Annotated in this window: 25 protein-coding genes and 5 tRNA genes; 10 read left to right on the forward strand and 20 right to left on the reverse strand. The window is 50.9% G+C overall.

Annotated elements, in window-relative coordinates; translation table 11 throughout:
• Position 1: 1 nt before the first annotated feature.
• From hisA to UCI88_RS01195, 8 genes are all read right to left on the reverse strand, one after another.
• The gene (gene hisA, locus UCI88_RS01160) at positions 2–718 is read right to left on the reverse strand and encodes a 1-(5-phosphoribosyl)-5-[(5-phosphoribosylamino)methylideneamino]imidazole-4-carboxamide isomerase (protein ID WP_044505428.1); all 717 of its coding nucleotides are present in this window, start codon (positions 716–718) and stop codon (positions 2–4) included.
• A 4-nt stretch (positions 719–722) separates the two neighbouring features.
• Complete coding sequence (gene hisH / locus UCI88_RS01165) at positions 723–1,340, reverse strand: imidazole glycerol phosphate synthase subunit HisH (RefSeq protein ID WP_044505427.1); 618 nt, start codon at positions 1,338–1,340, stop codon at positions 723–725.
• Positions 1,337–1,924, reverse strand: a complete 588-nt coding sequence (gene hisB / locus UCI88_RS01170) for an imidazoleglycerol-phosphate dehydratase HisB (protein WP_044505426.1) — start codon at positions 1,922–1,924, stop codon at positions 1,337–1,339. Before hisB ends, hisH begins: the two co-directional genes overlap by 4 nt.
• Positions 1,917–2,993 (reverse strand): histidinol-phosphate transaminase, encoded by a 1,077-nt coding sequence (gene hisC, locus UCI88_RS01175; protein WP_256180142.1) that lies wholly within the window; start codon positions 2,991–2,993, stop codon positions 1,917–1,919. The genes hisB and hisC overlap by 8 nt, the downstream gene beginning before the upstream one ends.
• Entirely contained in the window at positions 2,983–4,275 is a 1,293-nt protein-coding gene (hisD, locus tag UCI88_RS01180) for a histidinol dehydrogenase (RefSeq protein ID WP_256180143.1), read from the reverse strand. The genes hisC and hisD overlap by 11 nt, the downstream gene beginning before the upstream one ends.
• Before the next feature lie 14 nt (positions 4,276–4,289).
• Complete coding sequence (gene hisG / locus UCI88_RS01185) at positions 4,290–4,925, reverse strand: ATP phosphoribosyltransferase (protein WP_256180144.1); 636 nt, start codon at positions 4,923–4,925, stop codon at positions 4,290–4,292.
• A gap of 1 nt (position 4,926) precedes the next feature.
• Positions 4,927–6,144 (reverse strand): ATP phosphoribosyltransferase regulatory subunit, encoded by a 1,218-nt coding sequence (locus UCI88_RS01190; RefSeq protein ID WP_256180145.1) that lies wholly within the window; start codon positions 6,142–6,144, stop codon positions 4,927–4,929.
• A gap of 109 nt (positions 6,145–6,253) precedes the next feature.
• Positions 6,254–6,469: a DUF951 domain-containing protein gene (locus UCI88_RS01195; RefSeq protein WP_044505421.1), complete on the reverse strand. Its 216-nt coding sequence runs from the start codon at positions 6,467–6,469 to the stop codon at positions 6,254–6,256.
• 163 nt (positions 6,470–6,632) lie between these two features.
• Here UCI88_RS01195 and UCI88_RS01200 point away from each other — a divergent pair, with 163 nt between their 5' ends.
• From UCI88_RS01200 to rbr, 4 genes are all read left to right on the forward strand, one after another.
• Positions 6,633–6,941, forward strand: a complete 309-nt coding sequence (locus UCI88_RS01200; RefSeq protein WP_044505420.1) for a hypothetical protein — start codon at positions 6,633–6,635, stop codon at positions 6,939–6,941.
• A complete protein-coding gene (locus UCI88_RS01205) occupies positions 6,928–7,635 on the forward strand; it encodes a DUF1700 domain-containing protein (protein ID WP_044505419.1) in 708 nt (235 codons plus the stop codon). The genes UCI88_RS01200 and UCI88_RS01205 overlap by 14 nt, the downstream gene beginning before the upstream one ends.
• A 2-nt stretch (positions 7,636–7,637) precedes the next feature.
• On the forward strand, positions 7,638–8,132 hold the full coding sequence (locus tag UCI88_RS01210) for a hypothetical protein (protein ID WP_044505418.1): 495 nt from the start codon (positions 7,638–7,640) through the stop codon (positions 8,130–8,132).
• Positions 8,133–8,275: 143 nt separating this feature from the next.
• On the forward strand, positions 8,276–8,815 hold the full coding sequence (gene rbr / locus UCI88_RS01215; protein ID WP_044505417.1) for a rubrerythrin: 540 nt from the start codon (positions 8,276–8,278) through the stop codon (positions 8,813–8,815).
• Positions 8,816–8,880: 65 nt separating this feature from the next.
• On the opposite strand, the gene UCI88_RS01220 is transcribed toward rbr, so the two are convergent.
• The 10 genes from UCI88_RS01220 to UCI88_RS01265 all read right to left on the reverse strand — a co-directional run bounded on the left by UCI88_RS01220 (position 8,881) and on the right by UCI88_RS01265 (position 13,707).
• Positions 8,881–9,588, reverse strand: coding sequence for a response regulator transcription factor (locus UCI88_RS01220; protein ID WP_044505416.1), 708 nt, complete (start codon positions 9,586–9,588; stop codon positions 8,881–8,883).
• A gap of 32 nt (positions 9,589–9,620) precedes the next feature.
• On the reverse strand, positions 9,621–10,463 hold the full coding sequence (locus UCI88_RS01225; protein ID WP_256180146.1) for a D-alanyl-D-alanine carboxypeptidase family protein: 843 nt from the start codon (positions 10,461–10,463) through the stop codon (positions 9,621–9,623).
• A gap of 180 nt (positions 10,464–10,643) precedes the next feature.
• Positions 10,644–11,444 (reverse strand): CpXC domain-containing protein, encoded by an 801-nt coding sequence (locus tag UCI88_RS01230; protein WP_256180147.1) that lies wholly within the window; start codon positions 11,442–11,444, stop codon positions 10,644–10,646.
• A 3-nt stretch (positions 11,445–11,447) separates the two neighbouring features.
• Entirely contained in the window at positions 11,448–12,194 is a 747-nt protein-coding gene (locus tag UCI88_RS01235) for a macro domain-containing protein (RefSeq protein ID WP_256180148.1), read from the reverse strand.
• A 41-nt stretch (positions 12,195–12,235) separates the two neighbouring features.
• Positions 12,236–13,153, reverse strand: a complete 918-nt coding sequence (locus UCI88_RS01240; protein WP_044505412.1) for a metal-sensing transcriptional repressor — start codon at positions 13,151–13,153, stop codon at positions 12,236–12,238.
• Between the two features lie 75 nt (positions 13,154–13,228).
• Positions 13,229–13,314 (reverse strand) — tRNA-Leu (locus UCI88_RS01245).
• Between the two features lie 22 nt (positions 13,315–13,336).
• Positions 13,337–13,413 (reverse strand) — tRNA-Asp (locus UCI88_RS01250).
• Positions 13,414–13,445: 32 nt separating this feature from the next.
• A tRNA-Leu gene (locus UCI88_RS01255) sits at positions 13,446–13,531 on the reverse strand.
• Between the two features lie 15 nt (positions 13,532–13,546).
• A tRNA-Phe gene (locus UCI88_RS01260) sits at positions 13,547–13,622 on the reverse strand.
• Between the two features lie 8 nt (positions 13,623–13,630).
• Positions 13,631–13,707: transfer RNA gene (locus UCI88_RS01265), tRNA-Asp, on the reverse strand.
• 328 nt (positions 13,708–14,035) lie between these two features.
• Here UCI88_RS01265 and UCI88_RS01270 point away from each other — a divergent pair.
• The gene (locus tag UCI88_RS01270; protein WP_256180149.1) at positions 14,036–15,034 is read left to right on the forward strand and encodes a LysR family transcriptional regulator; all 999 of its coding nucleotides are present in this window, start codon (positions 14,036–14,038) and stop codon (positions 15,032–15,034) included.
• A gap of 61 nt (positions 15,035–15,095) precedes the next feature.
• Here the strand turns inward: UCI88_RS01270 and UCI88_RS01275 are convergent, their stop codons facing one another.
• A complete protein-coding gene (locus tag UCI88_RS01275) occupies positions 15,096–16,550 on the reverse strand; it encodes a Na+/H+ antiporter NhaC family protein (RefSeq protein ID WP_256180150.1) in 1,455 nt (484 codons plus the stop codon).
• Between the two features lie 365 nt (positions 16,551–16,915).
• Positions 16,916–18,115: a methionine gamma-lyase gene (gene megL, locus UCI88_RS01280; protein ID WP_065359959.1), complete on the reverse strand. Its 1,200-nt coding sequence runs from the start codon at positions 18,113–18,115 to the stop codon at positions 16,916–16,918.
• A 357-nt stretch (positions 18,116–18,472) separates the two neighbouring features.
• Here megL and UCI88_RS01285 point away from each other — a divergent pair, with 357 nt between their 5' ends.
• The 5 genes from UCI88_RS01285 (at position 18,473) to UCI88_RS01305 (ending at position 24,556) form a co-directional block, all read left to right on the forward strand.
• Positions 18,473–20,281, forward strand: a complete 1,809-nt coding sequence (locus tag UCI88_RS01285) for a sulfatase-like hydrolase/transferase (protein ID WP_288159973.1) — start codon at positions 18,473–18,475, stop codon at positions 20,279–20,281.
• 129 nt (positions 20,282–20,410) lie between these two features.
• On the forward strand, positions 20,411–21,772 hold the full coding sequence (gene amrA, locus UCI88_RS01290; RefSeq protein ID WP_256180151.1) for an AmmeMemoRadiSam system protein A: 1,362 nt from the start codon (positions 20,411–20,413) through the stop codon (positions 21,770–21,772).
• Between the two features lie 8 nt (positions 21,773–21,780).
• Positions 21,781–22,632 (forward strand): AmmeMemoRadiSam system radical SAM enzyme, encoded by an 852-nt coding sequence (amrS, locus tag UCI88_RS01295; protein WP_044505407.1) that lies wholly within the window; start codon positions 21,781–21,783, stop codon positions 22,630–22,632.
• A 116-nt stretch (positions 22,633–22,748) separates the two neighbouring features.
• Positions 22,749–24,050: an NPN-dependent 2-hydroxyacid racemase, LarAH10 family gene (gene larAH10, locus UCI88_RS01300; RefSeq protein WP_044505406.1), complete on the forward strand. Its 1,302-nt coding sequence runs from the start codon at positions 22,749–22,751 to the stop codon at positions 24,048–24,050.
• Between the two features lie 179 nt (positions 24,051–24,229).
• On the forward strand, positions 24,230–24,556 hold the full coding sequence (locus UCI88_RS01305; protein ID WP_256180152.1) for a cupin domain-containing protein: 327 nt from the start codon (positions 24,230–24,232) through the stop codon (positions 24,554–24,556).
• Positions 24,557–24,838 lie beyond the last annotated feature (282 nt).

Raw genomic sequence — 24,838 nt, forward strand, 5'->3', positions numbered from 1 at the left:
CTTACATTCCCCCTAAACTTCGGATTTCCGCCATGGTAATTTTCCCCTCGTACAAGGCTTTCCCGGTAATGGCACCGTAGATGCCCATGGCCTTCAGTTTTTTTAAATCGTCGATGCTGCTCATGCCGCCGGAAGCGATAAGGCGAATATAAGGCAGCTGCTGGAGCTGACCAAGGACGGTAAAATTCGGTCCGGTCAGCATCCCATCACGACTGATATCGGTATAAATCAAGGTATTGATGCCCAGGTCCAGCATCGATTGGGCAAAAGGCAAAACGCGTTTATCGCTGCCGTCGACCCAACCGCGGGTGGCTACGACGTCTTCCTTGGCATCGATGGATACGGCCAGCATGGAGCCGTATTTTTTAGCCATGGCAGCCATAAAGTCCGGATCTTCGACGGCCTTAGAGCCGATGATGACCCGATTGACGCCGGCCTCTAGATAGGTTTCAATCGCTTCTTCACTGCGGATACCGCCGCCGACTTCGACGGGGATATCAACGGCTTCACAAATATCGCTGATAATAGAAGCGTTAGCGAGGCTCCCGGAAAAAGCGCCGTCAAGGTCGACGACGTGGAGAAAGAGAGCCCCTTCGTCAGCCCATTTAACAGCCGCTTCGACAGGATTGTCAAAATAGGTCGTACTGTCATCTTTTACGCCTTGGCGCAAGCGGACGGCGCGGCCGTTTTGGATATCAATAGCGGGAAATACAATCATGGTCTCATCCTTCCTGTTTCACATAATCGACGACATTTTGCAGGAGCTGCTGTCCTACGCGGCCGCTCTTTTCCGGATGGAATTGGAAGCCAAGGACGTTGTTGAGGCCGCAGATAGCCGGTACCGGTTCTCCGTAGTCGGCCGTGGCAATGACGTCAGGCGTCGCAGCCGGTGCTTTATGATACGAATGAACGAAATACACGTAAGGCTCTTTGGGAAGATTCTTTTTGAGCCAGTGGTCCTGACGAAATTCCAAGGCATTCCAGCCCATGTGCGGTACTTTCAATTTCGTGTGAAAGGGTACGATATCGCCGGGCAGAAAACCTAAGCCCTTATACGTTCCGCCTTCAAAACTCTGTTCAAATAAAAGCTGCATTCCCAAGCAGACACCCATGAAGAATTTTCCGGCTTTTACTTGTTCCTGTAGGAGAGGAATGAGGTCAAATTTTTCTAAGTTCCCGATGGCATCCCGAACGGCGCCGACACCGGGGAGTTCGATTAAATCAGCGTCACGGATGACGGAGGCATCGCGGGTAATGGCCGCTTCGATGCCGAGGCGCTTCCAAGCATGATAGACATTAGCCAGGTTTCCGACTTCATAGTCAATGACAGCAATCTTCATTCCAACACCCCTTTTGTCGATAAGACACTCGTTTCATCACCGTCCATGCGGACCGCTTCCTTTAAGGCGTGGCCTAAGGCTTTAAAGATCGATTCGACGATGTGATGGGCATTTACGCCGTATAAGTTAGTCACGTGAAGGTTCATGCGTCCGTGAACGGAAAGGGCGTAAAGAAATTCCCGGAGCATTTCCGTTTCAAAGGCACCGATTCGTTCGACCTTAAGGTTCACATCGTAAACGAGGTACGGTCGGCCGCTGAGATCGATGACGACCCTCGTCAGAGCCTCATCCATGGGGCAGTAGAACATACCGTAGCGGTGGATGCCTTTCTTATCACCGAGAGCCTTGGTCAAGGCGTCGCCAAAGACGATGGCCAAATCTTCCAAGACATGGTGGGTATCGACATCCAGGTCCCCATGGACGTGAAGGGTAATATCCATACCGCTGTGGCAGGCCAAGAGATTCATCATGTGGTCAAAAAATCCGATGCCCGTCGAACCGCCAAAGGTCCCGGAACCATCGATATTGAGGGATACGGCAATCTGCGTTTCTGCCGTCTCCCGTTCGATTTGAGCGCTACGCATGTTTTTTCACCTCTTTCGTAAGGACAGCGACGACTTTTTGGACGACGTCTTCTGTCGTAATCGTAATCCGCAGGCAGTCTTTGAGATTGTCCGCCTTATACGAGCGGACGGAAATATCGGCATCGCGCAAGGCCTTGTCCATGGCCGGTCCGTCGGGAACGCGAATGAGGACGAAGTTGGTCGCACTGGGATAGGCTGTGATTTCAGGCACAGCCTCTAAAGCTTTATAGAAGACGTCGCGGGCCGCCAGCGTCGGCGGGATATTATGAGCCAAAATGTCATCGGCGTATTCTAAAGCCGCCAAGGCCGCATTCTGAGAGAGGACATTCAGGTTATAGACAAGTTTCGTCAGCCCCAAGGCCTCGATGACGGATTTTTGAGCCACGCCGTAACCGACACGGCAGCCGGCCAACCCGAAAGCTTTGGACAAGGTCCGGATAACGATGAGGTTGTCGTATTGGGAAAGCTTGGTAATGATGCTGGGCACACCGGCAAATTCCAAGTAGGCTTCATCGATGACGACGGGGTTTTCCGAAGCCTGTAGCACGGCTTCTACATACGCCATTGGCAGCAGCTCCCCCGTCGGATTGTTGGGATTGCAGAGAACGGTCACCTTGGGCTGCAGTTCCTTTACCATTTCAAGGAATCCGTCACAATCTCTACGATAGCCGTCGAGGTCGGGAACAGTGACTACCTTAGCTCCGAGAACTTCGGCATCGAGACCGTATATATCGAAGGTCGGCGTGTGCGTAAGCAGGACATCTCCGGGATTTAAGAAGGTGTTCATGACCAGGCTGATGATTTCATCCCCGCCATTTCCGACCAGGACTTCTTCCGGACCACAGCCGACGTATTGAGCCAAGGCTTCTCGCAGTTCCCCGGCAAAGGGGTCCGGGTAATGGTAGGACGGCGTCTGTTTCATGCGTGCCAGGAAGGCTTCTGCGACCTGGGGAAAATCGAAGATATTATAAGGACTTTCATTGGCGTCAATGACGATTGATTCGTTTATTTTCGGTGCCGCATAGGGCTTAAAAGATTGTATGGTCTGACGAAGCCATTTATTGTTCATCGATTCTCCTCCTTACAGCCCGGCCGTGAGCCTGTAATCCTTCGACATTGGCAAAGCGGATGACCTTATCGGCTACGGCTTCAAAAGCTTCCTTATTATAGGACAAGAGACTGCTGCGCTTAACAAAATCATAGACGCCAAGGGGAGATGAAAAAGCAGCCGTTCCCATAGTCGGCAAGGTGTGATTAGGCCCTGCAAAGTAATCGCCTAAAGGTTCTGTCGTATAGGACCCGATAAAGATGGCCCCGGCGTTGACGATTTTTTTCGCATAGTCTTCGGCATCAGGGAAGGCGATTTCCAAATGTTCCGGAGCAATGAGGTTCATGATGTCGACGGCCTGATCTTTATCCTTAACGATAAAAAACTTGGCGTATTTTTCAATCGCTTCCGAAGCAATAGCCTTACGCGGCAGGTCTTCCAACTGACGTTTGATTTCGCGTTCTACTTCACTGGCAAGGGCTGCACTCGGCGTGACCAGGAATACAGCAGCCCGCCGATCGTGTTCAGCTTGGGCCAATAGGTCGGCCGCAATCCATACGGGATTGGCTTCGTGGTCTGCCAAGACGCCGACTTCACTGGGTCCGGCAATCATGTCGATACCGACCGTACCGAAGACCAACCGTTTCGCCATGGCTACATAGGCATTGCCCGGGCCGACGATTTTAAAGACCGGTGCAATGCTTTCCGTACCGTACGCAGCAGCGGCAATCCCCTGAGCCCCGCCGACCTTGTAAATTTCCGTAGCACCGGCGACGTGAGCTGCCGCCAAAATATACGGATTGACCGATCCGTCTTTAGCCGGCGGGGTAAAGACGGCAATGGACGGGACACCGGCGACATGAGCCGGAATCGTATCCATGAGAACCGTTGACGGATAAGCAGCTGTCCCGCCGGGCACATAGACGCCGACGCGCTGAATAGGTGTGAATTTCGCACCCAGGCGGACGCCGGGACGGAAGGTATCGAACCAGGTCTTTTCCACCTGCCGTTCATGATAGGCTCGGATGTTAGCCGCCCCTTCTTCAAGGATACTCATAAAATCGGGACCGACGGCAGCAACGGCCCGGTCTATTTCTTCCGGCGTGACCAGGAAATCCTCGATGGCGACACCGTCAAATTTTTTTGTATACATACGAACAGCTTCGTCTCCGTCCTGTTCGACATTGGCTAAAATTTCTTCTACAGCCTTGCGGATATCTTCACTTTCGGCCTGATCGCGCCGAGTAATACGGCGAATATCGCGCAAGGTCAACCCCTTGGCGGGTACATCTATCCATTCCATCCTGATTCCCCCTACTATGCCTTTATGCTGTGCTGACGGATGACGTCCATGAGCAGCTGAATATCGCGGTACTTCATTTTAAACGAAACGGGGTTGCAGATCATGCGGGCACTGAAATCCATGAAATAATTCAAGACTTCCAATCCATTCGCTTTCAGCGTATTGCCCGTTTCAACAATATCGACGATGACATCAGACAAACCGACAATAGGTGCCAATTCGACAGAGCCATTGAGTTTGATAATATCTACACTGTGATGATTGGCTTCAAAATAACTGCGCGCAATCCGCGGGTACTTAGTACCAATCGTAATTCGCTTGGTCATGTCAACTTTTTTCCCGGCAATGCCGGCGACGGCCATGCGGCAGCAGCCGATGCCGAGGTCCATGACTTCATAGACATCCGCTCCCGGAGCTTCTTCAAGGAGAACGTCTTTGCCGACGATGCCGACATCGGCCGCCCCTCGTTCGACATAGACCGCCACATCGGGCGATTTGACTAAAGTCACCTTGAGCTGTCCTTTGGCATCTTCAAAAATCAGCCGGCGACTTGCTTCGGAATACGTCGGAAATTCATAGCCGCTGTCGGCCAGATATTTCATGACGGCTTTATGAATGCGGCCCTTAGCCAGGGCAATGTGAATGGCCATCTTACAACCTCCCCATCAATGTTTCCAGGTCTTCTGCCGTCAGGCACTGACCGTCTTTATAATACGAGCCGTTGCGGTATATGGCATGAATGCTGTAATCAGAACTATCGATAAATGACGAATCAGGATAGGCCGCAACGCGGAACCCTCTACTGCGCCAATTCATAAGATCCCGAATCAACGGCTGATCACTCGTCGTATAGGAAACGGCTAACTGAAAAGACGGCTCCGTATCTTCAAGAATACCGGCATCGTTCATGTATTCATACAAGAGGTTGATATTCATGCCGAAGCCGCAGGCCGGACGATCGACGCCAAAACGAGACGACAGGCGGTCATAGCGGCCGCCGTCGATGATATCGTACAAGGCTCCGTCAACATACACCTTAAAGACGGTATCCGTATAATAGCCCAAAGGACTGGCAAAGCCGAAATCGAGTTGGACTTTATCGGCATAACCGGCATAGAGGATGTAATCATAAACGGCTTCCAATCGAGACAAGGCATTCAGCATGCCGCTGTTAATCGAATAGTCTCGAGCCTTGCTGAGAGTCTGGGCATAGGAACCGAACAGAACCGGCAGGGAAATGAGGGCTTCCCGGGCTTCCGCCGAAAGGGAGAGGGACTCAATATAGGACTTACAGGCAACGAGGTTTCGTTCTGCCATGTATCGTTTCAGGGTTTCCTTCTGTTCTGCCGAAATGGGAAGACCTTCGAACAGGGCCTTCGTATAGGCAGCCGTACCGATATCGATGCGAATGTTTTCGACGCCGACAGCCTTTAATATCTCTGCTGCCGTAACGATGACTTCGCCGTCGCATTCCGGACTGGAGTCGCCCAAAATTTCAATGCCGCCTTGTAAAAAGTCCTTGCCATATGTCGACCGGCCGTAGTATTCACGAAAGACAGTGCTGACATAACCGAATTTAATGAGCTGGTTGGCACGAGGAAATTCTCGGGCCGCCGTTTCAACGACGGGCAGCGTCACATCGGGGCGCAGGACGAGGACCCGACCGTCGGTATCGATGGTCTTAACCATTTGCTGGCGAAGATGAGGAAAGAAGTGCCGGTACACATCGTAATCTTCAAAACTGGGCGTCTCAATAATCTTACAGCCGTGGTTCATGATGACGGAAATGATTTTTCCCTGGATTCGGTCATAATTGCGCATTTCATCATGGTGGAGCATCTTCACTCCATCCAAGGTATTATTGTTCATCCTATGACCACCCTTTCTTTATCGCTTTATCTTGGTAAAGTATTAAAATATTAACTGTTGATTATTGTACCACAAAGTTCCAAAAATAAAAATACCTTTTTCTAAATTTTTACGCTTTTTCCGAATCTTCGCCATGAGAATGGAGCCGTTTCTTGACAGCCTTTTCAAACTTCGGTCTGGGGATCATAACCCTGTGCCCGCAGCCGGTGCAGCGGATGACAAAATCGACGCCGATACGAAGTACTTCCCACTCATTGCAGCCGCAGGGGTGGGCCTTCTTCATTTGGACCACGTCGCCTACATAGTAACGGACAAAATCAGCCATAAAAAATTCCTCCTCTATCAGAAGCTAATGATTGCATATATATCATTATATAGTCTGAACCATGGCCCTGCAAGTCACTGCTGTCCGAAAAGGGGGTGCAATTGACCGACCTCATAGGCTGTGTTAAGATAAGGGATAATCACAGAAACGAGGAGGGATTTTTTTGACGTCATCGACGAACCAGCAAAGCCTGCGCCGATTATATCGACTCTGTTATGCTGTCGGCTCTGTCCTGACCTTGTGCATGGTCGCCCTTTTGGGCTGGATAGCTGTCTGTATCGCCTTAGAAAAAGAACCGCTGGCATCGATTGCCTTTTTACCCGATATGCCAACCTACGGTGTCTTCATCCTCATCGCCGTCACGGCGGCGGTCACCATTGCCGTCTGGCAATACGGCGCATCATTTCACCAACGTTATGAAGAATCGGTAAGAAAGGAAGGGCCTCTAAACCAAAAACATGAAAAAGAATGAATTCATGGACCTCTTGCAGTATTATTTCCGCAAGAGCGATAAAAATGACTTAAAAGGCATCATCGAAGACTGTGAAGAACAGTTCCGCCTCGGCGCCAGTCAGGGCAAAACAGAAGAAGAAATCTGCTGTAAACTCGGCCACCCGAAGAACATCTACCGTTACTATATCGGCGAACCCATCATCCCCGAAGACAATCCTCGCATGCCCGGAGATGACTATGACGACTCGTACCAAGAATACGACGATTTCGGCCCGGGGACTGCCTCTTCCCGCTATGATCTGCCGGAACAGCCGGACGACTATGGCCGGCCCCGGAAGACTCGCCGGTCCTACCAGTCCCGTCCGCCCCAACGCCGATCGTACCAAGAACCGGACCGGGAAACGGGGCGTGATTTCAATTGGAATGACGGGGCAAACAATACAGCCAAGGCCGTTGCCAGTCCTTTTTTAGACATTCTCGGCACCTTGTTCGGCATTCTAAGCGGCTTCTTATATGCCGGGCTCACCCTGGTCATTTTGGCGTCCATCGCCATCTCCTTCATTCCAACCTATGCCTATAGTGATCTTTTGCCCTTGCCTACGATTTCTATCATGACGCGTGTCCTGGTCGTACTCACCGTTCTCTTTGCCAGCTTAACGGCCAGTTATGCCGGCCAGGCCTGCCATGCGGCAGCCCGCGGAAGGAGGTCTTAAAAATGGCTCGCGTTATTATCTGTCTCTTTTTGACCCTGGCCTTTGCCTTCGGCAGCTATACGTCCTTTATGAGCAGCGACTACCCGGCCCTGAAGCGTTGGATGACTTATTATAAGGAATATAAAGAACTCCAAGGTGCTTTAGATAAGGGCAATGCCAGCAAAGAGGAAATGCTCGATAAACTGCGGACCATGTATCCTGAAAAGGCCGCCGAAATCGAACGCCAATTTGAATCGAAGTACGGCAACCTGAAAGATTCAGCCGAAGAAGCCGGCAGCGACCTCCAAAATGAATGGGATGCCCGCATTCATGACGGCAGCGACAGCGACCGCAGCCACGATGAGTCTTCCGATTCCGAAAAGTCATCTGATTCGTCGGTTCGCCGTAAAGAACCGGCAAAAGATACCCGCCGCGACGATACAAGATCCCGGTCCGAATCATCCGATCGTTCCGTCATTCACGATAATAATCGCGCGGCAGACGAAAAAGATCAGTAATTCATCCCTATTCCTTTTTATCAACAAGGAATGAATCTTCGTTGACAGTAAAATCGAAAGGTGTTACAATAATATCAACCCGGAGGGGTGCTAAAAATAACAACGTCCCGATGAATGAATTACTATTAAGGAGGAATTGAGTTATGGAATTAAAAGGTTCAAAAACAGAAAAAAACTTACAGGAAGCGTTTTCCGGCGAATCCCAGGCACGCAATAAGTACACCTATTATGCCAGCGTAGCAAAAAAAGCAGGCTACGAACAGATCAAAGCCTTCTTTGAAGAAACGGCCAACAACGAAAAAGAACATGCTAAAATCTGGTTCAAACTTCTCCATGGCGGCGAAATGCCGAACGACGTCGATGCATTGAAAGATGCGGCTGCCGGCGAACATTACGAATGGACGGAAATGTATCCGACCTTCGCAAAAGAAGCTCGTGAAGAAGGCTTCGACAAGATTGCATTCTTGTTCGAAAAAGTCGCTCAAATCGAAAAACATCACGAAGAACGTTACTTAGCGCTCCTCAACAACATCGAATCAAAACAGGTATTCAAACGTTCTGAAAAGAAAACGTGGATATGCCGCAACTGTGGTTTCATCGTAGAAGCTGATGAAGCTCCGAAGATCTGTCCGGTATGTGCTCATCCTCAGGCCTTCTTTGAAATCCAAGCTACGAACTACTAAGCAACACGAAGGGAGCCCTCTTACGAGGGCTCCCTTTTTTTATTGCCTACATAGACAACAGCGTGTTATTCTTCTACGCGAAAACGATAACCGTTTCCCCAGACTGTTTCAATCGCCGTAAACGGCGGTTCTACTTCATTCAACTTATCCCGCAGGCGATTGACATGGACCGTGACCGTCGCCAATTCGCCCAAGGCGTCGAGATGCCAAATCATTTCAAAGAGGTATTTTTTAGAAAACACCTGATTGGGGTGACGGGCCAAAAACAAAAGCAAGTTGAATTCCTTGCCCGTCAAGGAAATTTCCCGACTGCCGCGAAAGACTTGATGCCGTTTGACAAAGATACGCAGATCTCCGATTTGGATATCGGGCTTGCTGTTATCTGCCTCTGTACGCTGGCTGCCTAAGAGTCGTTCATGGATATCGAGATGGGCTTTTAAGCGGGCAATCATTTCCGACGGATTAAAAGGTTTTACAATATAATCATCAGCACCCAAGCTGAATCCTTTTACCTTATCTTCCAAGGCATCTCGTGCCGTGATGAAAAGAATGGGGACGTTGCTGACGGCCCGCAGTTTGCGGCACAGTAAAAAACCATCCGTATCGGAAAGGTCGACATCGAGGATGACCGCCTCAATATCGCCCCCGTCAAAAAGTTTCATTCCCTCTTTACCTGTCATGGCGACGGCCACATCAAAGCCGTTCGTCTCCAGAAAATCGCGTTCGATAGCCGCAATCATCCGGTCTTGATCAATAATTAACACACGCGCCATAACAATCCCCCCTCAGAAATGATTCAATCAGCTTAGTTCCCGGTCTGAAGCCGGCGGAACCCGTAGTCTAAAATGGCCGGAGCATCGGTCCATCGATTGTCATCATTATACAGGACCAATACTAAGGTATGGCCGTCTCGCGTTGCCGATGCGACCAGGCAGTCGCCGGCAGCGTTGGTAAAGCCTGTCTTAATACCATTGGCTCCTTGATAGCCGCTGGTCAGGAAATGATTCGTCGTCGTGACCCGTTTCGGTGTCCGATTATCTAAATAATGGACGTCATAGGCCTTGAGGCCGACGATATATCGAAATTCAGGGAAGTTTTTCATCCCATATGCAGCCATCTTAGCCATATCCAAGGCCGTCGTATAATGGTGGGCTGCCGTCAGTCCGTTGGGATTGACGAAATTCGTATGGGCTGCTCCCATTTTAACTGCTTCTGCATTCATCTTTTCCGCATAGCCTTCAACGGAACCGCCCAGAGTCTGTGCCACAGCGACGGCAGCATCATTGCCGGAAACGACCATCATGCCCCGCAGAGCTTCGCGAATGGTAATCGGATCTCCCGGCGCAATTCCCAAGCTGGAAGGCTCGGTATTGGCCGCTTCCCAAGAAATCTGTAAAGGCTGATCCAGTTTATCTTTATACTGATCTAATGCCGTAATCAAGGTAACGATTTTTGTTGTACTGGCCGGATGGACCCACTTCGTCGGATTGACCTGATATAATACTTTTCCCGTATCGATATCGATCATACACGCCGATTCGGCAATTGTCGGCGGCATATCGGCCTGGGCCGTCACCGTCATGGAACCAATCATAAAGCCAATTGCAATAACCGTAGTCAACATAATTCGTTTTAAAATTGAAAACATCAAATGCGCCCTTTCTTTTCTAAAAATCAATAGATAAACAGGTATCTTACAAACCTAAACTATTAATAATATTATATTTTTTATCAAATAATCTGTCAATAAATCGGGACTCCGCAAAGGGGATGTACTTGCCCCGGCCGATTCCCGATTTATTGGACAGTTATGCCGTTTTCATCCATGCTAGGCCTGCGGTTTTACCACCGTTTGGAAGATTTCCTCGCCGATTGTTTTTATCCAGAATCCAATGAGGTTACCGTAGGTATCCCGATTGGCATCGGCTTCCGCAGCCTTGATGAGATACGTCATGAACTGGCTGGCCCAGGCATACCCGAAACGTTCAAAGGTCGCCTGTTTCTCACGGGAAAGCTGATCGATGATCGGCATGAAAATGTCTCGGGTCACTTCTTTCAGCTTCTCTGTAATGGGATAAACATAGGCCATTCCCTTTTCATCTTTCTTCATGAAAACAAGGGCTAAGCGTTCCGGATCATGGCCGTCGTCAGCATAATCGAGATGATATGCCTCTAAGGGAAGCCGCTCTTTATCCTCTTTGCTGAGCAGCTGATAAGCCCCATATTTAATGATTTCATACAACCGATCGTCGTAGGCGCTTTCGCATTCGATGATTTTCTCCCGCCATTCGCCCCAGGTCAGGGCAGCCCGGCAGGTGTATGCTGCCAAGGACGTCGTCCCCAAAGCACCTTGAACTTCGTCGAGGGTAACTGTTTCCTTAGGGTCAGGAATGTGCCATATCAGCAGTTTCTTGTCCCTGTCGATATAGAGGCACTTGCTTTCAATATGGATCTTACTTTGGCAGTGAGGACAGGTATAAAAAAATAAATTCTCATCAAAAAGAACGCGGTCCTTCAGGGACACATCACCGGCGTCAATGATATCCCAAGTATGGAATACCCCGGACGCCCGGCATGCCGGACACTGGATGGAAGCGTCCATTTCATGGGTTCCTATGGTCGAGGCCATGGGCTACTCCCCTTTCTCTTGTTTGTCTGAGTATAAGGCTCGAATCTGTAAGGCCGTCTGCTCGACATCGGCCAGGCTGGGCCTCGTCAATTGTAAAAAAGGCTGGATGATGGCTTCTACAGCCTTCACCTTCCCGGCCAGAACGATCGGATCCGGTGTTCCTTCACGACAGGGCAGCAAGGCCAAGGCCGTACCGATCTTCGCCGCCAGCCCTCTGCGTGCACTTTCCGAGGCCTCCCGCAATTGATGGAGCCAAAAGAACACCGCCGATTTCGTATAGGCTGCCTGTTCCGCATCATCGGCGCAGACGATATCCAATCGGTCAAAATCGCCGCCTTCCGTGAGCAGCAAGGGAACGACGGCCGCCGCCGCCCGCTGGAGAGGATAGCCTTTATCGGCTGAGCTGAGCGGTGCCAAGGCCAGCTCTTTCAGCTTCTTTTCCCGGGCTAACTGCAAGGCCTCTCGGCAGGCCGATAAGAGGGTCTCTTCCTCTCCCCGTTTGCCGCCGGCCCAATAAGGCCCTACGGCATGGATGACAAAAGCGGCTTTTAATTGGCAGCCCTTGGTCATGACGGCATGGCCAACGTGACACATGCCGATATGACGGCAATAGGCCGAAAAAGAAATGCCCCCTCTTTGATGAATCTTACGGCTGACGGGACTTGTCGGCAACAGGGTTGAACTGGCAGAATATACGATTCCGTCGGTATTCCATTCCGATATATCACCGTTTAATACCCGAAACTGCATGGCAGTCACACCCTTTCACAATGGATAAGTTCATTATACCATTACTTTACAAAGGTATTAATAGCCTTCTTCAGTTTTTCTACAGCAGCTTCATCATCGTCACGGATGGCATCGACGATACAGTGATCGATATGGTCCTTCAAGATGACCCGACTTACACCGGCAATGGCCGAATGGACAGCTGCCAGCTGAACTAAGACGTCGCTGCAGTCCCGTTCCTCTTCGACCATGCGCTTAATGGCTTCGATATGGCCGCTGATGCGCGACAAGCGGTTCATGACGCGCTTCGTTTCGGCATGGTGATGATGGTGCCCCCTCCCATGATCGGCAATGGGCACAGGAGAGACGTCCTCGTCGTAAACAAAATCGTCGGCATCGGCGTCCTTGACGGCTTTGATGAAATAAAACGACTCCGTATCCATGGCGACGGTAACTGAAAATCCGGCACTGATCAGTTTTTCCCCCAGGATATCGACGGGCGGCAGGATCGGTGCCCCGCCGTGAATGGCATTGACGGCCTTGCGGGACATATCATGCATGATGACCAGCATCCCGCCCGGAGCGACGGCATCGTACAGGCGGCGGATGACGTCGCGGCTGTGGTCGGCGATGTGTGGGTAGAAATTAAGGCAGCAGACGGCATCGTAGCGACGGGCCTCAAAGTGGTATTTAAGGACGTCCCCCGTCGTAAAAGTAACGTTCGCCCAGGAGGCAAATTTATCCTTAGCGACATCGATCATCTGCTGGGAGTAATCGAAGCCCTCTACCGCCCCGTCAGCACCGACGGCCTCGGCCAAATAGGGCAGGAGGACGCCGGTTCCGCAGCCGGCATCGAGGACGGCCGCCCCTGTTTCAAGCGCCATCAGCCTTAAAAATTCCGACAAAATGGTCCGATTCTCTTTCCGGTCACGGTCCCAGTGTTTAGCATAGTTCTCAAAAAAAACGTGTTCCTTATCCATGCGTATTTCCTCCGTTCGGAGTGGATTCATGCCTATAAAAAACGGTCCTGCCGCATAGCGGTAGGACCGTTCAGGTGGTGCGGTTGGGGGGACTTGAACCCCCATGAACTTTCGTTCACTACCCCCTCAAAGTAGCGCGTCTGCCATTCCGCCACAACCGCATATAAAATTAAAAAAAGAATATGGCGACCCCGATCAGATTTGAACTGACGATCTTCGCCGTGACAGGGCGACATGTTAAACCGCTACACCACGGGGCCGTTTCTATTCGCTGCTTCTCAACGAGAAGCTATGGTGCGGTTGGGGGGACTTGAACCCCCATGAGCTTACGCTCACTACCCCCTCAAAGTAGCGCGTCTGCCATTCCGCCACAACCGCATGACATGATATTGTTGGTGCTCAGGGACGGAATTGAACCGCCGACACGGGGATTTTCAGTCCCCTGCTCTACCGACTGAGCTACCTGAGCAAAAAAAATGGCGACCCCGATCAGATTTGAACTGACGATCTTCGCCGTGACAGGGCGACATGTTAAACCGCTACACCACGGGGCCGTTTGCCATTGTATCGGCACGTAGTGCCTCAACGATAATTATTCTATCATGGTCGTCTATATTTTGCAAGCTATTTTTTTATAATTTTTTACAAAGGGACGATTTTCCTTTTCAGAAAAACCGCCCTGCCGCCCTCTTCGTTCCCCAATATCAGCCCGCTGCCTCCCCTGAACAGCAGTTTTCACCCCATCGGGCACCCATCATTGGGCCGCCGCGTTCCATACACAAGGCCGTTCCTTTAAAAGTATCGTCGACTCTGTTAAAATAAGACTATCCATCATCACCGAGAGCATCATACTGCATCAACTATACGAAGGAAGTGCCTTTCATGACCCTGCAACAGCTTTATTACATCGTTGAGTTATCAAAACACAATTCCATCTCAGCTGCGGCTGAAGCTCTTTTTATTGCCCAGCCCAGTCTGAGTACGACCATCAAGGAACTCGAAAAAGAATTCCATATCACCATCCTCGAACGGAACCGCCACGGCATCACCTTTACCCCGGAAGGCCTGGAATTTCTTAATTACGCCAATCACATCATCGAGCAGACGACCAATCTGCGGGAACATTTCAATCCCCACCAGCCAAGTAAGAACAAGCTGCGCCTTTCCATCTCGTCCCAGCACTATATGTTTGCCGTCGATGCCTTTACGGACTACCTGCAAACGTTATCCAAAAAGCCGCAGTATGCCATCACCTTCCGGGAAGGCCGTACGTCCCAGGTCATTCAGGACGTCGTCACCCAGCGCAGCCAAATCGGCATCATCTTCATCTCCAAGATGACGCAAAAATTCATGACCCGGACGCTGCGCAAAAACAGGCTGAAATTCACCGAGCTCTTTGCGTACCCTCCGTCCGTCTTTCTCCAAGCCAACCATCCCTTGGCAAAATACCCGTCGCTTTCGATTGATCAGCTCCGGCCTTATCCTTATATTCAATATACGCAGGAAGAAGATTCGTACCAGTTTTCCGAAGAAGTCATCATTCCTGATATCAAACCGGAACGGGAAATCAGCACGACGGATCGTTCGACCTTATTCAGTGTCATTGCCGCCACCGATGCCTATACCATCGGGACGGGCATCTTATTCCGCAACGATCGAAAATGGCCCATCGTATCGATTCCGATGAAAAATCCTTTGGATATTATGCGCGTCGGCTGGATTAAACTACAGGAGACGCCCTTACCCTTAGCCGCCAGGGCCTATATCGAACAGCTCGAAAAAACCTTGGTTCACAATCATGTCATCGCCGAAAATCAGCCGGCCAAACAGGCACCGGAACGAATCGCCCAAAACATACTCACGAAACACTGGTCAGAATAAAGGCAAAAAAAACTCTTCCCCATGCACCGGGGAAGAGTTTTTTATGTTCACGGCTCAGCCGCTACAAGAGCGCAGCCTTTTCATGCGAGCCGTCAACCTGACTCTGGGGCTTTTGAGCTTCAAAATTCCAAGGATCCTTGCGAATAAAACCGTCTGAGAAGGGAATAAAGATCGAAATGATGGCCGAAATGCCGAGAAGGTAAATAAACCAGCAGTACGGCAGGACTTCCAGCGGCGATACCTTGCCGTTGGCAAAGCCGACCATGATCAGCATCTGGGCCCCATAGGGAACGAGGCCCTGGAAAATCGTCGAGAAGGTACTCAAGAGGGCCGCACTGCGGCGGGGATCGACGTGGAACTTATAGCAAATGCGCTTGGCTACTTCGCCGTTGATGATGATAGAAACCGTATTATTGGCCGTAGCAATATCGGTAATGGAAACCAGCGCCGAAATACCCAATTCGGCAGAATTCTTGTCTTTGATAAAGCGCTGGACCGTGGTCAAGAGATAAGCGATGCCGCCGGCCTTGTTGACCATGGCCGCCAAGCCGCCGGTCAGCATGGACAGGAAGAAGATATCCGTCATGCCTAAAAAACCTTTGTAAATCGCTTGGGCAAAAGACAGGGGCGACAAATCTCCGTAAAAGAGACCGATAGCCCCTGCCAGGAGCGTGCCGCCGACGAGGACAGCAAACACATTGGCCCCGGCAACAGCCGTCACCAAAACGACGAGATACGGCAGCACTTTGATCAGGCTGAAGGGATGATCACCGGCGCTGACGGCCGTCTCTGAACCGCCAAAGAGCACGAGCAAGATAACGGTCAAGATGGCCGGCACCAGGGTCAGCCAAAAATTAAGGCGGAACTTATCTTTCATGGCGCAGCCTTGCGTCCGCGTTGAAGCGATGGTCGTATCGGAAATGATAGAGAGATTGTCACCGAGCATGATGCCGCCCATGACGCAGCCGATCATCAGCGGCAGGGGGATGCCGGCCTTTTCGGCGACAGCTACGGCAATCGGACCGATGGCAGCGGCACTGCCGACGGAGGTCCCCGTCGCCGTGGCGATGAAGCTGGCGATGACAAAGACACCGGCCGCCAGGTATTCCGGCGGAATATAGGTCAAGCCCAAATTGACCGTCGAGTCGATGCCGCCCATGGCCTTGCAGGTAGCCGCGAAGCCTCCGGCCATGAGGTAAATGATGCACATGATAATGATGTTGGAATCGCCGCATCCTTTGACAAAGGTTTCAAATTTTTCGTCAAAGTTACTGTCCCGGATAAGGATAAATGCCGTAATCGCACCGATAGCCGCCGCCAGCGGGGCCGGGAATTGGTAGAATGCCATTTCCATGCCGCTCATATCGAGAATAATACCGCTGCCCAAGTAGACTGCAATGAATACGACAAAGGGAATCAAAGCCAATGCGTTTGGCTTTATAGGGTGGTCTTCATAACGCCGTTCCTTGGTAATGGCCTTTTCCACCTTCTTTTCGAGGCCTTCATTATCTTTCATAAGTCGTCTCCTTTCGCATCTTAGAGAGTATCGTTTCACACCGTCCCATCGTCCCCTGTAGTGGCGCCGTATCACAAGGGTAACGGACGGGCAGCCGTCCACGCACGAACCGTTTTGTTTTAACCCGCGCTTCTTGAAAGCTATGGCCCGGCAGGAGGAGCTCTCTCACGATCTTTTCTTTATTGTACATCATATTATTTTCTTTGTATAATATATATTCACTTAACAATTATATAGTTAAAGGCTATTTAAGCCATAAAAATAACCTATAATCCAGTCTCCCGCATAATACATACACAAAGGGCGTCCCGAAAAGTTCCGGGACGCCTCGTGTACTCATACATCATTGATACAAGAAAATCCGTCTATTTTACTAAATCAAGAGCCTGTTTAAGATCGGCAATGATGTCTTCCGGATCTTCAAGGCCTACGGAAAGGCGAACCAATCCTTCACTGATGCCGGCAGCTTTTAATTCGTCCGGAGTATACGTCGAGTGGGTCATAGAGGCTGCGTGTTCAATGAGCGTTTCCGCATCACCGAGGGATACGGCCAAGCTGCACAGTTTGACGTTATTCATGACAACGGCCCCTTCTTCCTTGCCGCCTTTCAATTCAAAGGAAATCATACCGCCGGGAAGACTCATCTGTTTTTTAGCCAGTTCGTACTGGGGGAAGCTCTTAAGCCCCGGATAGGCAACACTCTTTACGGCCGGATGGGTTTCCAGGAATTCAGCGACCTTCATGGCATTGGACGAGTGTTTTTCCATGCGCAGGGCCAAGGTCTTCATGCCGCGGGAAATGAGGAAGGCGTCAAAAGGACTGAGGACGGCACCGGTCATATCTTTGAGACCGAAGAGTCGGACGTTGGTGATGTAGTCCAGTTTCCCTACGACGAAGCCGGCAATGACGTCACCGTGGCCGTTCAAATACTTCGTTGCCGAGTGAACGACGACGTCGGCACCGAGGGACAGCGGCTTTTGGATATACGGCGAGCAGAAGGTATTATCGACGACGACCGTAATGTCTCCCATTTCATGGGCGATCTTGCTGATGCTTTCAATATCGGAAATCTTTAACGTCGGGTTGGCCGGCGTTTCCAAGTAGACGACGCGGGTATTCGGTTTAATGGCTTTTTTAACGGCGTCGAGATCAGTAATGTCGACGAAGGATACGTCTACGCCGTAACGGGTCATGCCGTGATTCAGCAGGGCGAAGGTGCAGCCGTAGAGGGTATCGCCGGCAACGACGTGATCGCCGGCACGGAGGAGCGTCCAAAGAGCCGACGAGATGGCGCCCATACCCGATCCCATGGAGCAGCAGGCCTCGCCGCCTTCAAGCATGGCCACTTTTTCTTCGACCTGTGTATTCGACGGATTGCCCAGGCGGGAATAGATATAGCCCGGTTCCTGGAGGGCAAAGCGATTGCCGCCTTGTTCGGCCGAATCAAAAATAAAGGTGGATGTTTGATAAATCGGATTGGTGAGCGCTCCGAATTCATTTTTCATAGCACCGGCATGAATGGCCTGTGTCGCAAAACCCATTTTTTTCAGCAGTTCTTTTTCCATGATGATGGCCTCCTTTAAGGTATGTCAAATAATAATGATATATGACTGTTTCCATTGGCAAACCGTGTTTTATCAAATCTTTGCAGTTCCGATGTTTATGCCATTATATCTCTTTATTTTTAGTGTACCATAAGCCTCTTAGCCTGTATAATACGTATCTTCCGAAGGATTTTCATAGTTTCCGGCTATGCATGGAAAGAGAATTTTAAGTCCCTTTTTTATCGAGAAATCTTTGCATTTTTCTCTATGTTATTCCGCGTATTTGATGTATAATATAGAAGATACACGTTGTTTACATTGTTTACATCGTTTTTACACTAGAGATAGAGAGGGTAGATCGAATCCATGTACTTCGCAATGAACGCACTAAAAAAATGGCGACACAGACTGCTTCGTCTTTTCCTTGTCTTTGCCATCATCTACATCGCCTGCTTTCAATGGCAGTTCATCGTGTCCCTGGGAATGGGGCCTGACAACATCGCCGACATGACTTTTGGTCTGCTTCCGGGCGTCACTGCCGTCGTCTTGTCACTGGCATTTTACTGGAAGCATCTGTCCGTGCAGAACGTGCTGCCGCCGGCCCTCATCGGCCTCGGGTGGATCGTGACCGGTCCCTATCTCAGCTACGTGTCACTGATAAATACCAACACGATTTATTTAAATAACATTTACGACATCTATGTCGGGCTCTACTTCTTTGCCATCTTCTTCTGCCTGAACATGCTCATCAAGCAGTACGTACCGCGAAAATTAGGGTCCCTCATCATGACCGTCGTCCAGCTCGTCGGTGTCTTTCTCATCCTGCTCCAATGGGCTTACTATGCCTTGTACCACTCATCGATTACGACGTCGGGCGCCCTGCTCATCTTTCAGACCGGGCCGGCAGAAACCCTGGAATACTTCCAGTCCCTGGGGGTTACCAAAATCATCACCATTGCCGTCAGCCTGATTGCCCTTCTCAGCGCCTTGTTCCTGTTGAATTATCGCCAAGACGTCCTGCCCCGAACGGAAACGTACCGCAAATTGATACCGGTTTTATCGGTACTGTTCATCATCGCCCCGTCGATCGTCGCCTTAGGGGAAGAAATCCTGCCGGAATCCTTCCCGGTCCGAACCTTTTTAGACACTCACGATTATATGGAACGCTCGGCTTTATACGCCGAAAATCATGATGATAAATACGCCAATTTACAGGCCGTCCAACTGAACCCGGCAGACTACCCCAATACGGTCGTCGTCGTCATCGGCGAATCGGAAACGCGAACCTTGATGAACGCGTACAACCCCGATCACGTCCCCAATACACCGTGGTTGACCGCCATGAAGGCCAATCCCGACTTCACCTTGTTCACTAACGCCTACAGCAGTGTTTGGTATACCGTCCCGGTTCTTGAGCACGCCTTGACCGAGTCGAACTTCTACAACAACAAACCCTTCAACGAATCGATTTCCATCATTGACATGGCCAAAAAGGCCGGCTATAAGACGTATTGGTTCAGCAATCAAGGTTCGGTCGGCGTCGCCGATACCCCCATTACCTTAGTCGCCAATACGGCCGACGTCTCAGAATGGGTCGACCGCGATTTAAAGGAATCGACACAGGACGGCGCCCTCTTACAATTCCTCAAGCGGGTCAATCCGAAGGAAAAGAATTTCGTCGTCCTCCATCTCATGGGCAGCCACATCGAATACCGCAACCGCTACCCTAAAGAATTCCAGAAATTTGACGACGGCCATCTGAACCGTGCCGCCGACTTCGACAATACCGTGCTTTATACGGACTGGGTTCTCTCGCAGATTTTTGACTACGCCCGGGAAAACCTCAACCTCGACGCCATGGTCTACTTCTCAGATCACGGCAGCGATCCCGACGTCGCCCGCCAACCGGACAGCGCCAGCTTCAAAGTGCTGCGCATCCCCATGTTCGTCTATCTGTCCGACGGTTACAAGGAGCGCAATCCTGAAGTCGTCTCGGCCGTCAAGGCCAATAAGGATAAGTTCTTTACCAATGACCTGGAATACGAATTCATCTGCGGCATCCTCAACATGCAGTCCCCTAATTACGATCCGACCATGTCCATTGCATCTTCCAAATGGAAGATGGAACGAAAGGATCTTCGGACCCGCTTTGGACAGACGAGCCTTTTAGAAGATACTGAATATTGACCAAAAGGACTATCATCAGATAGTCCTTTTTTTCATGCCTGGAATCGGTCCCGGGCTATGAGGCCCCGGCCGATTGGGGTATAATAAAGTTGACTCTAATTATCCATCCCAGCAAAGGAGGTAATCACGATGGAACACGTCTGTGCAGCAGCCGGATTCTTTCCCCATCCGCCTATCATGCTGCCCGAAATAGGCGGCCCTGAATTGTCAAAAATGACCGCCACCGTCGAGGCTGTCGAAGCGGCTTCGGCACTGATTGTCAGTCAAAAACCGGAAACATTGGTCATCTTATCGCCCCACAATTACGTATTTCCCGACGGAGCCGCTATCATCGCCGCGCCTCGCCTCTACGGCAACCTGGCCGCCTTCGGCTATCCGGAACTTGCGATGGATGTTCGGACCGATATGGACCTTGCCGAAGAAATTGTCAACAAGGCCAGTCAACAGACCGATATCTATCGCCTCGACGCCGCCTGGAGCGATCGCTTCGGCCATCCTCTCAGCGTCGACCAGGGCACCTTCGTCCCCTTATATTACCTTCGTAAAGCCGGCTTCACCGGACCTATCGTCATCATGGCTCCCCGATTTGACGATTACGACAGTATGACCCGCTTAGGCGACATCGTCATAAAGGCCGCCAAACCCCTTGGCCGGCGCATTGCCGTCATCGCCTCAGGCGATCTGTCCCACCGCCTGCTTCAAGGCTCGCCCAATGGCTACACGCCAAATGGGGCCGTCTTCGACAAGCTGGTCATGGAAGCCCTGCTCAAGCAAAATCTCTCAGGACTCACCGACCTCAGCCGCAGTTTTATCGACGAAATCGCCACCTGCGGCCTGCCTTCCGTCTACTTTTTGTTCGGTGCCCTGCGTCACTTCCGCCCGGTCATGCCGGTCTATGCCTATGAAGCCCCCTTTGGCGTCGGCTACGGTGTCGCCCTCTACCTTCCCGAAGGCCAGGAAGACCAGGTCGTAAAACGGGCTCCCTCGGACATACGAGTCCGCTTGGCCCGTGAAAGCATCACCTACTACCTTCAGCATCATGCCTTAATGGCCGTCCCCAAAGACCTGCCGGAAGAACTTCAGGATCAGGCCGGTACCTTCGTATCTCTCCATAAAGGAAGTCGTCTGCGCGGCTGCATCGGTACCTTCCTTCCCATGCATCTGAATACGGCCAGTGAAATCATCCATAATGCCGTCTCAGCGGCCACACGGGATCCGCGTTTCTCACCAGTCAGCTTAGAAGAGCTCGCAGATATCGATATTTCCGTCGACGTCTTAGGGAGGCCGGAGGCCGTCACCTCAGCCAGCGAGCTCAATCCCAAAAAGTACGGCGTCATCGTCATGAGCCATGCCCGTACAGGCCTCCTCCTTCCTGATCTCGAAGGCGTAGACACGGTCGAACAGCAGATCAGCATCGCCAAGGAAAAGGCCGGCATCCCGCCGCAGATACAGCCCGATTTATACCGCTTCACCGTCGACCGTTACAAGTAGGTATCCCCATGGAAGCTGCCTTTTATCACATAGACCGAAGCGGCAAGGCCGTCTGCGGCCTCTGCCCCCATCACTGCCGCATCGAGAAAGGTCGCTGCGGCCGCTGCCAAACGAGGGGCTTTGACGGTACGACCCTTCAGGCCTTAAACTACGGAAAAATCACGAGTCTTGCCTTAGATCCCATCGAAAAGAAGCCCCTCTATCACTTCCACTGCGGATCCCTTATCTTATCCCTCGGTTCCTGGGGCTGTAACTTCACCTGTCCCTTCTGCCAGAACTGGCAGATTTCGCAGCAGCCGGCACCGTCCCAAGACCTGACACCGGGAGAGGCCGTCGCCTTAGCCGAAAAATACGTACCTCAGGGCAATATCGGCCTGGCCTATACCTATAATGAACCGACCCTCAGCTATGAATTTATAATCCAAACAGCGACGCTGCTTAAGAAACGAGGCCTGTTCAACGTCATGGTCAGCAATGGCTATATCGAAAGAAAGCCCCTCGAAGGGCTTCTCCCCTATATCGACGCCTGGAACATCGACCTCAAAGGATTTTCCGAAGAGTTCTACCGCTCCCAGTGCGGCGCCTCCCTGCAGCCCGTATTAAATACGATTACCGCTGCCGCTGCCGTCAGCCACGTCGAAGTGACGACCTTAATCATTCCCGGAAAAAACGACGATGAAGACCAAATAGACCATGAAGCCCGCTGGCTGGCAGGACTTCGTCCGGATATTCCCCTCCATCTGACTCGCTACTTTCCCCGTTATCGGGATACGACGCCGATGACACCGGTCGATACCCTTCACCGGGTAGCAGCCGTTGCCAAAAAGCATCTGCACCACGTCTATATCGGAAACGTATGACCGATTTGCCAACGTTATGCCCGATTGTTTTAACTTTAATCTTGCATGCCGTGTTTATCATGATATAATAAGTTACAACTTGATATTAATTTTAAAAAAAGAAGTGGTGATAGGCAATGGCATTAAAAGAATTTACTTTCAGTATTGGTGAAACGACACAGACCGTCAAACTGCCGGAAGAACATATTTCCGACGTCATGGAAGGAAAGCACGTCCCCGCCGTCGACGTCAAAGAAGCGACAATTGACTGCATGCGCCACCCCATCGGCAGCGCTCCGCTGGCCGAAAAGGTACAGCCCGGTGATAAAGTCTGCCTGGTCGTCGCCGACATTACGCGCACTTGGAATCATTCCAACCAATTTCTCATCTACGTCATCGATGAATTAAACTTGGCCGGCATTCCCGACGACGACATCTATATCGTCTTTTCCCAAGGCTCCCACCGGGCCCAGACGCCGGAAGAAGACGTCGCCGTCTGCGGTCAGGAAGTCATCGACCGCATCAAGACTTATCAGCACGACTGCATGGATCCGACCCTCGTCGACTGCGGGACGACCAAGCTCGGCACGCCGCTAAAGCTGAATAAACACGTCGTCGATGCCGACAAGGTCATCATCATCGACGGCATTACGACCCACCTCTTTGCCGGTTTCGGCGGCGGCCGCAAGCTCATCCTGCCCGGCGTATCCGGCTTCGAAACGATTCAACGCAATCACTGCCATGCCTTGGCCGACGAATTCGGTCACGGTGTCAATCCCAAGACCCGGGCCCTCATGATTGAAAACAATCCTTTGAACGATGACATGGTCGAAGCCTGCAGCAAGATCAATCCCTGCTTCCTCGTCCATTCCATCATCAATGCCGACGGCGAAATCTGCCGCATGGTCGGCGGCGATTGGTATGAAGCCTGGCATGCCGGAACGCAGGCCGTCCTCGACATCCAGCGCGTCCCCATGAAGCAAAAAACGGATGTCGTCTTCGCCTGCGCCGGCGGATATCCCAGTGACGTCAGCCTCTACCAGGGCAGCAAATGCTATGACCCGGCTGAAATGGCCGTCAAGGAAGGGGGCATCATCATCGCCATCATGGAAGCCCGCGACATCAAAGAACCGGCCATCTACCTCGACAGCTTCAAATACGATACGATGGAAGAAATGGAAACGGCCCTCAGGGCTCACTTCACCATCCCCTTCTTCGTCGCCTTCAACCTGTTCTGCCTGGCCCATAAAAACACAGTCATCCTGGTCACCCTGCCACGAAACTTCGAGGACATCCGCCGGACCGGCCAAATCCCGGCAGCCACCGTCGAAGAAGCGTGGAATCTGGCCCAACAGAAGTTAAAGGAACAGGGCAAGGAAGACTATACGATCAACGTCATGCCCCACTGCACCAAAATCGTCCCGATCTTACAGGGATAACGGAGCAAATCTATTCGTTCTATTTATGTCCATTCTTAGATATATTCTAAAATAACATAACTTACTTACGTTTATATCATGACAATCATGAAATTCTATGCTATAATATAGCCAAGAAATGCAGAAGGAATAGAAAGCAAGTCGATTCCTTGCAAGTGCATTAGAAAGGGGTGAGTCCAGTGGAAGTAGAGAAGGTCGAACATGCCGCTGGCGGCAAGGGGTTCATCTTGAAGAGACAGCTTCTGAGCGCCACCGAACTGCGAGGAGACGTTGGTATGTTCGCAGAAATCACCTTGAAACCTGGATGTTCCTTAGGTTTTCATGCTCACACTGACAACGCAGAAGCATATTATATCCTTTCCGGTGAGGGACAATATGACGACAACGGAGTAATCCGGACCGTTAAACGAGGAGACGTTACATACACATCAGACGGTAAGGGTCACGGCTTGGAAAACAACAGCGATACAGACTTAGTTTTCATTGCGTTGATCATGAACAACTAAATAATGTCTATAGGATTAACACGAGTTCGTCGATGAACATGATGTATTAACTTATCTTGATCTAAAGTGCTTCGAACTTTTCGAATGGGTGTGATGTGTTTCAAATAGGTTAGTCTAAGTATCTGGTTGTAACGAACGATGACTGTTTTAACGTTTTGAGTTTTAGCGAAAGCAGAATCAAACACTAAATGAATATGAATCCTATAACGTGAGGATCGGTATACATATGTCGCTTGTGTGCCGATCCTTTTACGTGTCTTTTTTTACAATGTGAACGCCTCT

The organism is Megasphaera massiliensis (assembly GCF_036305205.1).
GTDB lineage: Bacteria > Bacillota > Negativicutes > Veillonellales > Megasphaeraceae > Megasphaera > Megasphaera massiliensis.